The 8,791-nt window shown below is 58.7% G+C and carries 9 protein-coding genes, 3 tRNA genes and 1 pseudogene; 6 read left to right on the top strand and 7 right to left on the bottom strand.

Translation table 11 applies throughout. From position 1 onward, the window contains the following. Window positions 1–170: 170 nt before the first annotated feature. Together H7U20_RS26605 and H7U20_RS26600 are read right to left on the bottom strand one after the other, a co-directional pair. A complete protein-coding gene (locus H7U20_RS26605) occupies window positions 171–794 on the bottom strand; it encodes a PEP-CTERM sorting domain-containing protein (protein WP_199762163.1) in 624 nt (207 codons plus the stop codon). Window positions 795–1,144: 350 nt separating this feature from the next. Further along, complete coding sequence (locus tag H7U20_RS26600) at window positions 1,145–1,774, bottom strand: PEP-CTERM sorting domain-containing protein (RefSeq protein ID WP_233411120.1); 630 nt, start codon at window positions 1,772–1,774, stop codon at window positions 1,145–1,147. Window positions 1,775–2,227: 453 nt separating this feature from the next. Here H7U20_RS26600 and H7U20_RS26595 point away from each other — a divergent pair. The 4 genes from H7U20_RS26595 (at window position 2,228) to H7U20_RS26580 (ending at window position 4,273) form a co-directional block, all read left to right on the top strand. After that, window positions 2,228–2,304, top strand: a tRNA-Arg gene (locus tag H7U20_RS26595). A 164-nt stretch (window positions 2,305–2,468) separates the two neighbouring features. Further along, window positions 2,469–2,545: transfer RNA gene (locus H7U20_RS26590), tRNA-Arg, on the top strand. A 247-nt stretch (window positions 2,546–2,792) separates the two neighbouring features. Further along, window positions 2,793–2,869, top strand: a tRNA-Arg gene (locus H7U20_RS26585). A 258-nt stretch (window positions 2,870–3,127) separates the two neighbouring features. Beyond that, window positions 3,128–4,273, top strand: a complete 1,146-nt coding sequence (locus H7U20_RS26580) for an alpha-hydroxy acid oxidase (RefSeq protein ID WP_199762162.1) — start codon at window positions 3,128–3,130, stop codon at window positions 4,271–4,273. A gap of 38 nt (window positions 4,274–4,311) precedes the next feature. Here H7U20_RS26580 and H7U20_RS26575 read toward each other — a convergent pair. Then, window positions 4,312–5,100: pseudogene (locus H7U20_RS26575) on the bottom strand (L-lactate permease); the annotation flags it as partial. Here H7U20_RS26575 and H7U20_RS26570 point away from each other — a divergent pair. Both H7U20_RS26570 and H7U20_RS26565 read left to right on the top strand, forming a co-directional pair. Further along, window positions 5,024–5,677, top strand: a complete 654-nt coding sequence (locus tag H7U20_RS26570; RefSeq protein ID WP_199762161.1) for a FadR/GntR family transcriptional regulator — start codon at window positions 5,024–5,026, stop codon at window positions 5,675–5,677. The pseudogene H7U20_RS26575 and the gene H7U20_RS26570 sit on opposite strands and share 77 nt — an antisense overlap. A 132-nt stretch (window positions 5,678–5,809) precedes the next feature. Then, entirely contained in the window at window positions 5,810–6,265 is a 456-nt protein-coding gene (locus H7U20_RS26565) for a hypothetical protein (RefSeq protein WP_199762160.1), read from the top strand. Between the two features lie 429 nt (window positions 6,266–6,694). Here H7U20_RS26565 and H7U20_RS26560 read toward each other — a convergent pair whose 3' ends face one another. The 4 genes from H7U20_RS26560 to H7U20_RS26545 form a co-directional block, all read right to left on the bottom strand. Continuing rightward, the gene (locus tag H7U20_RS26560; protein WP_199762159.1) at window positions 6,695–7,171 is read right to left on the bottom strand and encodes a hypothetical protein; all 477 of its coding nucleotides are present in this window, start codon (window positions 7,169–7,171) and stop codon (window positions 6,695–6,697) included. A gap of 412 nt (window positions 7,172–7,583) precedes the next feature. Beyond that, window positions 7,584–7,802 carry a DUF7661 family protein gene (locus tag H7U20_RS26555; protein ID WP_199762158.1) on the bottom strand — a complete coding sequence of 73 codons (219 nt, stop codon included), beginning with the start codon at window positions 7,800–7,802 and terminating at the stop codon, window positions 7,584–7,586. Between the two features lie 58 nt (window positions 7,803–7,860). After that, window positions 7,861–8,193: a hypothetical protein gene (locus tag H7U20_RS26550; RefSeq protein ID WP_233411119.1), complete on the bottom strand. Its 333-nt coding sequence runs from the start codon at window positions 8,191–8,193 to the stop codon at window positions 7,861–7,863. Window positions 8,194–8,215: 22 nt separating this feature from the next. Then, window positions 8,216–8,674, bottom strand: coding sequence for a hypothetical protein (locus H7U20_RS26545; RefSeq protein WP_199762156.1), 459 nt, complete (start codon window positions 8,672–8,674; stop codon window positions 8,216–8,218). Window positions 8,675–8,791: the final 117 nt, after the last annotated feature.

Genomic DNA, 8,791 nt, shown 5'->3' with positions numbered 1-8,791 from the left:
CCAGAATTGTGGGACCAGATCGAAAGATCTGGTCCCTTTTTCTATTTCCGCGCCACTTTCCCTCACCCATATAAAAAAACGCCCGATGCGGGGCATCGGGCGTTTGGTCTGGCGCGGGCGGACGCTGCCGTCCGCCGGGGCTTGTTGCAGGGCTTGTTGCCGGTGCTTGCTTAGGCCTTGCGGCGGCGCGCCACCACGCCGACCAGCAGCAGGCCGGCCATCAGCATGGCGTAGGTTTCCGGTTCCGGCACCGCCGTGATGTTCGAGCTGTTGAATTCGACGCGCAGGCCGGCCGGATTGCCGCCGTTTTGGGCGTAGTTGGTGACCACGAAGTCGAGCGAATTGACGCCGTTGACGAAGTAGGACGAGGCGCTCAGGCTGGCCCAGCTGCTTTCGCCGAAACCGTAGGTGGTGCCCAGCGCGTGGCCGTTCAGGTAGGCGGTGGCGGCGTTGTCGGCGGCGAAGCGGCCGCTGAACGAGGCGCTCGCCGCGTCGAAGCCGCTCAGGTCGAAGCCCAGGTGCCAGGTGTAGGTGCCGTTCGAGTTCGGGTCGAACGTTTCGCCCTGCAGCGCGGTTGGCATGATCCAGCGCGAAGTGCTGGTGTTGGCCGACCAGTACGGGAACGGGAAGGCGCCGTCATTGGCGGTCACGTAGCTGACGTTGCTGCTCAGGGTGTAGTTGCTGTCGACCAGGCCGGCGGCGGCGCCGGTGTTGACCAGGCCGTTGATCGAGTCGGCTTGGGCGGCGCCGATGGAGGAGAGGGCCAGGGCTACGGCGAAGATTGCGGTTTTCATAATGGTTTTCCTTGTGTTATTCATAAATTCATAAAAGAACACTGCTGAAATGGGGCAAACCATATTTGGCCGCGGGGAGGGGGCGGTCGGCCATAGCCGTATAAAGTGTTCGTTGGCAACTTGAGTTACCTTGAGATAAGTATGATGCAGATCAAGTTAAATGTCAAAGTAATACTTTACGTTTCTTTATGGAAATATGGCGCTGGCCGTCGCAGCGTGGGCGTGGGACATGGTGGCCGCGCGCGGCCACCGCCCAATAAAAAACGCCTGTTGCGTTGGCGCATCAGGCGTTGTTTTTTTTGCGCGGCAGGGCGCGCGGCGGCGCGGACCGCCCGGGGGGGGGGCTTGTTTCAGCTTTGACGGCGGCGGGCGGCCGCGCCAACCAGCAGCAAGCCGGCCAGCAGCATGGCGAAGGCTTCCGGCTCCGGCACTGCCGTCACGTGCGAGGTCGAGAACTCGACCCGCAGGCCGGTCGGATTGCCGGCGCCGTAGGCATAGTTGGTGACGACGAAGTCGAGCGAATTGACGCCGGCGACGAAGAAATTGTTGGCGCTCAGCTGGCGCCAGTCGTTTTCACCGAATCCGCTGGTCAGGCCGATGGCGTGGCCGTTCAGGTAGGCGGTGGCGGTGTTGTCGGCGGCGAAGCGGCCGCTGAACGCGGCGCTGGCCACGTCGAAGCCGCTCAGGTCGAAGCCCAGGTGCCAGGTGTAGGTGCCGGGCGAGGTGTGGTTGAACGATTCACCCTGCAGCGCCGTGGGCATGATCCAGCGCGAGAGGGCGCTGTTGGCCGACCAGTGGGGGAAGGGGAAGGCGGCGTCGTTGGCGGTGACGAAGCTGGACTTGCCGTTCAGTTGATAGTTGTTGTCGATTAGGCCGGCGCTGGCGCCGGTGTTGGCCAGGCCACGAATCGCCGCCGCCTGGGCAGAGCTGGCGGCGGCCAGGGCCATTGCGGCGGCGAAGATCAGTTTGTTCATCGTCATGTTCTCAAGTCCTCAAAAGAGTATGGGAGGGTAAGGCGAACCATGAAGACCGCAACGACGCGATTGGCTATTGCCTTGAAAGGTGTTCTGGGAGTAATTTAAATTGCTATTTGATAATTATGAATTACTTTTTAGGCAATGTCAAAAGATTATTGATGCGGATGTGGTAAGCGCAGGACGTCGGCGCTGGCGGCGCAACAGTGGCGCACTTCGAAAAACCGTCATTCTCGCGCAGGCGGGAATCTATACCCCGCATGTCCATTGGCTCGGCATGGGTTCCCGCCTACGCGGCGGTCCGCCGATGCGGAACGACAATTTGGTGGTTTTTCGAGGTGCCCAGTGGGTGGCCGGGGCGGCGGTGCCGGCGGAGGGGGGCGGGCGGCGGCAGGGCAAATCAGGCCGGATTTAGAAAGTTTCGCCTTTTTCAAAACGCCTGCTATAATGCTGGCCTGCGCGGCTGTAGCTCAGCTGGATAGAGTACTTGGCTACGAACCAAGGGGTCGTGGGTTCAATTCCTGCCAGCCGCACCAGAAGAATTGTTGTAGAAGAAAAAGCCCGGAGGCGCGAGTCTCCGGGCTTTTTTTCGTCCTGCGCGCGCATGGTTGCCGTCCCCGAAGTCGGTTTTCGCGGCCGGTAAAATTTCTGCTTGGCATCCTTCGCAAAACGCCAAAGCCCTGCTATAATCTTGTCTTTCGCGGCTGTAGCTCAGCTGGATAGAGTACTTGGCTACGAACCAAGGGGTCGTGGGTTCAATTCCTGCCAGCCGCACCAGAATTGTTGTAGTGAAGAATAGCCTAGAGGAGACATCCTCTAGGCTATTTTTCTTTGCGCGTCCGTTTTTCGGGGCCGCTGGCGAAGTGGTGGCGCTTTGGGTGACGCTTTGGCGCCGGGCGGCAACAAAGTTCGGCAAAGTGGGCGCGTGCGAATACGTGGAAAGCGCCCGCAACTGAAGAAAATTCAAAATTTCTGCTTGGCATCCTTTGCAGATCGCTAAAGTCCTGTCATAATCTTGTCTTTCGCGGCTGTAGCTCAGCTGGATAGAGTACTTGGCTACGAACCAAGGGGTCGTGGGTTCAATTCCTGCCAGCCGCACCAGAATATCGGGACCAGATCGCAAGATCTGGTCCCTTTTTCTATTCCGGGTCCGAAAACGTCGCAGGCAGAGGGCGGGCAGCGCCAGATCAATTTCGATCGCGGCCACGTCGGCTTCCAGCTTGGTCGGCCGAGCTTGCATATTTCCATCATGGGGTGGCCAGCCGCCGAGGTAAAACGGATGCCGACTTGGCAATTCTTCTATTGGCATATCCAGCGAAATGGACCATGATTCGACGGTTCATTGACGAGGGAGTGTGCATGACCATCATCACCTGCATCGAAGATTTGCGCCGCTTGGCCCAGCGGCGCGTGCCGCGCATGTTTTATGATTACGCCGATTCCGGCTCCTGGACCGAGTCGACCTACCGCGCCAACGCCAGCGACTTCCAGACGATCAAGCTGCGCCAGCGCGTCGCCGTCAACCTGGAGAACCGCAGCCTGGCCAGCAGCATGGTGGGGCAGCCGGTGGCCATGCCGGTGGCGCTGGCGCCGACCGGCCTGACCGGCATGCAGCACGCCGACGGCGAGATCCTCGCCGCCCGCGCGGCGGAAAAATTCGGCATCCCCTTCACCTTGTCGACGATGAGCATCTGTTCGATCGAGGATATCGCCGCCCACACCACGGCGCCGTTCTGGTTCCAGCTGTATGTGATGAAGGACCGCGAGTTCATCAACCGCTTGATCGACCGCGCCAAGGCGGCCCGTTGCGGCGCGCTGGTGCTGACCTTGGACCTGCAGGTGCTGGGCCAGCGCCACAAGGATCTGCGCAACGGCCTGTCGGCGCCGCCGCGCCTGACCATTCCCAACCTGATCAACATGGCGAGCAAGCCGCGCTGGTGCCTGGGCATGCTGGGCACGCGCCGCCGTGGCTTTGGCAATATCGTCGGCCACGCCTCGTCGGTGTCGGACATGTCCTCGCTGTCGGCCTGGACCAACCAGCAGTTCGACCTGAGCCTGTCGTGGCGGGACGTCGAGTGGATCAAGCAGCGCTGGGGCGGCAAGCTGATTATCAAGGGCATCATGGACGCCGAGGACGCGCGCCTGGCGGTGGCCAGCGGCGCCGACGCGCTGATCGTCTCCAACCACGGCGGCCGCCAGCTCGACGGCGCGCAGTCGTCGATCGGCGCGCTGCCGGCCATCGTCGACGCCGTCGGCACGCAGATCGAGGTGCACATGGACGGCGGCATCCGCTCCGGCCAGGACGTCATCAAGGCGCTGGCGTTGGGCGCCAAGGGCGTCTACATCGGCCGCCCCTTCCTCTACGGCCTGGGCGCGATGGGCGAGCAGGGCGTCAGCAAATGCCTGGACATCATCCGCAACGAGCTGGATTTGACGATGGCCTTCTGTGGCCTGCGCGACGTCGCCGATGTCGACCGGAAGATACTCCTGCCCGGGACGTATTGAGCGGGCTTGGCGGCGGCCGGGGCCGCCGCCGGAAACGCCTACGGTATCATCCAAGGGAACAGATACGCCTGCGCCAGGGGGATCAGGCCGACCAGCACGGCCAGCATCAGGCTATGCTTGACGGTGAAGCGGAACAGATCCGATTCGCGTCCCACCAGGCCGACGGCGGCGCAGGCCACGGCGATCGATTGCGGCGAGATCATCTTGGCGGTCACGCCGCCGGTGGTGTTGGCGGCCACCAGCAGGGTGTCGGCGACGCCGATCTGGTGCGCCGTGGTCGCCTGCAGATTGCAAAACAGGGCGTTCGACGAGGTGTCCGAGCCGGTCAGGAACACGCCCAGCCAGCCCAGCAGCGGCGAGAAGAAGGGGAAGGCCGCGCCGGTGCCGGCCAGCAGCAAGGCCAAGGTCGCTGACAGGCCCGAATAGTTGGCGACGAAGGCGAAGGCCAACACCATGCCGATCGAGAAGATGGGTTTGGCCAGCTCGACCACCGTCTCGCCGAAGGTCGCCACGGCGTCGCGCGGCTTCATGCGCAGCATCAACAGCGTGACCACGGCGGCGAACAGGATCGCGGTGCCGGTGGCGGCCAGCCAGTTGAAGGAATAGACCGCCGTGTAGGGCGTCGCCACCTTGACGATGGGCACCATCTTGATGACCAGCTTGTCGAGCATGGGCACCGGCAGGTTGATGACGGTCTAGGCCATCTCGCCGGTCTTGCCGAACAGCGCCTTGAAGGGTTTGAGCGACTAGATGGTGACGAACACGGTCAGGATCAGGAAGGGCGACCAGGCCTTGAGCACGGCGCCGGTCGAGTGGCTGGCCGCCTTGACGCTCACGCGCCACGGCGGCGGCACCCACGTGACCGACCGGCTGGAGGCGCATTTTGTCGACCCCTGGCAACAGATGCTCAGCGGCCATCCGGCCTTGCAGCGCGACCTGCTGGAATTCCGCCAGATGCTGGAGAGCCAGGCGGCCTCGCTGGCGGCTGAGCGGGCCACCGAGGCCGACCTCGCCCGCCTCGACGCCGCCTATGCCGAGCTGGAGACGATGTGCACCAACGGCGACCTGGACTCCTGCATCGATATCGACGCGGCTTTCCACCAAGTCATCGCCGAGGCGGCGCACAACGCGCTGATCGGCCACCTCAGCGCCAGTTTGATGAAGGTGTTGCGCGGCGACGTGGCGCGCAATCTGGAGCATCTGCACGCTCAGCCGCCGCGCTGGGATTGTCTGCAGGCGCAGCACCGGGCGATCTGGCTGGCGATCCGCCTGCGCAAGCCGGAGGCGGCGGCGCAGGCGGCGCGCCAGCATATCGACTTCGTGCGCCAGAGCATGGCCGAGAACGCGCAGGAGGACGAGCGGCGCGGTAGTGCGCTGCGCCGCCTTGGCGAGCCGGGCCAGTAGAATCGGTGGCCGGCATGGGTTAGCGACCGTTTGAGCCGGGCGGTGCAATCTGCAAGGTCGTGTTCATGCTGGAGAACTTACCGCTTGGGACAACCTTCGTGCCATTTGTTTTTTTCTCATGGAGTTTCAACGATGCGCCTATTTCTTTCTCTTTTCGTCGCCCTGACTTTCACCGCGTCTTCCGCACTCGCATCCGACCACCATCATCATGGCGAGCAGCAAACGCTCCAGATGAACAAGGACAAGCAATGGCAAACGGATGCCACCTTGCGCAACAACATGTCTTCGCTGGCGGACACCTTGCGGACGAAGACGAAGGCGATCCACAAGGGCGAGTTGGGCGCCGCCGAGTACGCGGCGCTGGGCGCCGCCGTCGACACCTCGGTCGGCGACATCGTGAAGAACTGCAAGCTGCCGGCGGACGCCGATGCGATGCTGCACATTGTCATTGGCGAACTCATCGCCGCAGCGGAAACGATGCGGGGAAAAGCCGACGCGAACAAGGCCGGCGCCGCGCACCAGGCAGTCGTCGCCCTCAACAATTACGGCAAGTACTTCAACCATCCGGGCTGGGTTCCGATTCAGTAATCGGCCGGGCTCGAACAAGCGCGAAGCCGGCGCCGCGACTCGGGCGGTTTTTTTCAAGCGTCAACTAGACGATAGACGGACTGCTGAAGCTCATCGGTAGGGCGTGCTAGCGCCCACCATTTGCACATGCAGCGGTCAAGTAATTTCGGACGCAACAATAGGCTCGCTTGCTGCCATTTTCCGTTCAAGCATTCTCGTGCAATGCCGGCCAGTGATTCCCTTCCGGATTAGACCATTGATTCCAGTCGGATACCGACACACCAAGATTTATCAACTGAATTGGGGAGAATGGCTTTTAAATGACCGGCGGCTTACGCCCCATTGCAGACATTCATATTTATCCAAAGATAATTCTTGACAAGCATGGTCATTATTATGCCAGCAACCAAAATGCTCGCTGCCTGTAAATTTTTCTAATGAACGTTAAGTTTATGGCTGTTCCCACACTGGATTTTCTAATTTATTGTATTCAGCCCAATCTATCTTATTTCTATAATATGCGGCGCTACCGAAACCCAGAAGAATCCCACATCGTAGCTCTTGGGCGGAATTGTTTTTAGCGAGCGCTTTGGTCAACTCATTGATTTCTCGCTCAGCATATCCCCGTCTAAGAGCGATTGGCTCTCGGTAAGCTTCTTCAAATTTTACGTTTTTGGGAAGCACGCCAGGAGGAAATCGACGAGCAATTTCTTGGATGTCAGTGGATGCGAAATGCGGAGCACGTGCGTAGGTCTTGCACTCCCGCGTTGTTAAGATTTCGAGAAAGTATCCTGACTGCGTAAGGCGCCCTACGAGGTCGCCGTAGTCAAAGGCTGGTTTAGGCTTTTCAATTAGCTCCGTAGCCATAGCGTGGCCACAGAACATGCTAATGATTGCTGCAAAAAAATTGTGTCGTAGAGTTTGCATCGTTTTAGCTTCTATCGTGTGTGGGAACAAAGTGCCAGTTTTTCTTAGTTTTCGCGTTTCACTAAAGTTAGCAGCGATATGCAACGAGTTCTATACCTGTTCTATTTTTAGTATCAACAGATTTTTTGTATGTCCAGTGATTGGCAGTAAGATGTCTGCTGGCCTATTTCCTATATATCCACGAACGCACCACCACTTCGACCGTTTTCTTCACGCTGTCATGATTTGCCGGGTCTAGTCCATGAGCCACCATTCCATCTAAAGCCAGCCCAGCCAATTTTAGAGCGCGGTCCGTGTCCACGTAAAAGCGCTTTTCGATTAGAAGTCTGGTTCGGTCAAGTACCTCCGCGCTATAAAAATCAGCCATATTTTCCTTTAAGCGTAACCGGCTGCTCTTGGCCGAGAACTGACCTCAGGTCAATTGCACGGCATTGTAGTTTCGTGGCGTTGCATTCTCATGGTAGAGGTCAGCCAGATACTCACATAGCTCATCCTCCGCAACATCACCTGGTACCACAAAATCTGCGGGACGGCGCTTCCCATCGGTTCCTAGGTAAAAGGCCCGCCAGCCCTTGTCCGAGCCAGCTATGCCGATAAGTGTGCCGAAAATATTAAACCGTAACTCTTTCATTGAAACTCCCAAATCATCTACGCCGTCCGCTCCTGGCCGGTAGGTGCCGATATTACTTTCAAGGGTGAAATACTTGTTCGGATTGCCGACGCCGCACGATTGCCCGAGCCTTGTGGCGCAGCGTTTGAGGGAGCTTTGTCGTTGTCGCGATTACTTCAAGGAACTCAGCCATTTCAGCATCTACGGCCACCCCTTGCTCAATCCAGTCAACTGCCAAGCCCTGCCAATAACCGGCTGGGGTGCAAGTGGGCCAGCTCAGTCCGGCAAGAATAACATCACGCGCAGTGGCATCATCCGCGCAGTAGCCTGCAAAGGGGGTTTGAAGTCGCACAACAAGAGCACGCTGGTCCATATCTATTCCCATACCTTCAGTTGCAATGAATGTCTGCATTTGGCCGGAGACAGTCATGCAACTAAGAAGGCTCTCCGTTATTGTCTTGCTCGTCAGCGTTAATCTCACCAACAGTTTTGAGGTAATTCACAAAAGCACTACAAATGATGAGGAAAAATTTAGCCTCAGCGTAACCCAAGGTCGATTCTTTTTTCATCGAGTGTCTTATGCCTTCATCACTATCTGAACTCCAACCATAAATCTTTCTAAACCCATCGAGCAACGCAGGCGAATACAGTGGCTGCTTTTTCAGCGCCTTTAGTGCGTCGTCCAAAGTTCCTTTGTCGGTTCCGGTTAGCACCTTTCCCATCCCTTCAATCGCGGAAATCGACTCCTTCACAACATTCCGATAATCTGGATGATTCCGGTCTGCGAGAAGTAGCAATGCTGCACGGATATGTCCACCTGCCGTCCCGAATTTGTCTTGCTGATTCGCTGCGCTCCCAATTTCCGCCAATTCCACTTCGTCGGTGATCTGCACAATTAAACGATTTACTGAACGATACCCCCTGTGTCAGGATAGTTGTCGCGTCATCTGATTTCTCGTAATCGTACAGGGGGCGGAGCAAAGACGGGCAGTGAAACACTATTCAGCAGA

The sequence above is a fragment of the Rugamonas violacea genome (assembly GCF_016461825.1).
Classification (GTDB): domain Bacteria; phylum Pseudomonadota; class Gammaproteobacteria; order Burkholderiales; family Burkholderiaceae_D; genus Rugamonas.
Note: the sequence above shows the minus strand (reverse complement) of the source record. Positions and strands in the feature narration are given on the sequence as shown.